Here is a 234-nt window from a genome sequence, read left to right on the forward strand (position 1 = left end):
ATCGTATCCAAAACAATCAATGACCAAGAAACAATCCACGAAAATAAATTTGATATGAAATTTCAAATCAAAAAAGCAAAAGAAATAAATAAAAACATACCAAAAAAACAAAGCCCATTGCAACTATCATATCAAAAATTAAGAAAAAAAAACGAACAAAGATTAAAAAGAATCCATACAGCAATCGTTAAATTCTCCAGGACGACCAAATATAGAAAGTAACAATCATAAACA

General features: G+C 26.5%; 1 protein-coding gene. It reads left to right on the top strand.

Annotated elements, in window-relative coordinates; all coding sequences use genetic code 11:
- Nucleotides 1–222, top strand: a 222-nt coding sequence (locus Q4548_RS17065; RefSeq protein ID WP_303457296.1) for a hypothetical protein, incomplete at its 5' end; no start/stop codon positions are given.
- Nucleotides 223–234: the final 12 nt, after the last annotated feature.

Source organism: Wenyingzhuangia sp. 2_MG-2023, from assembly GCF_030548295.1.
In the GTDB taxonomy this organism is placed as follows: domain Bacteria; phylum Bacteroidota; class Bacteroidia; order Flavobacteriales; family Flavobacteriaceae; genus Wenyingzhuangia.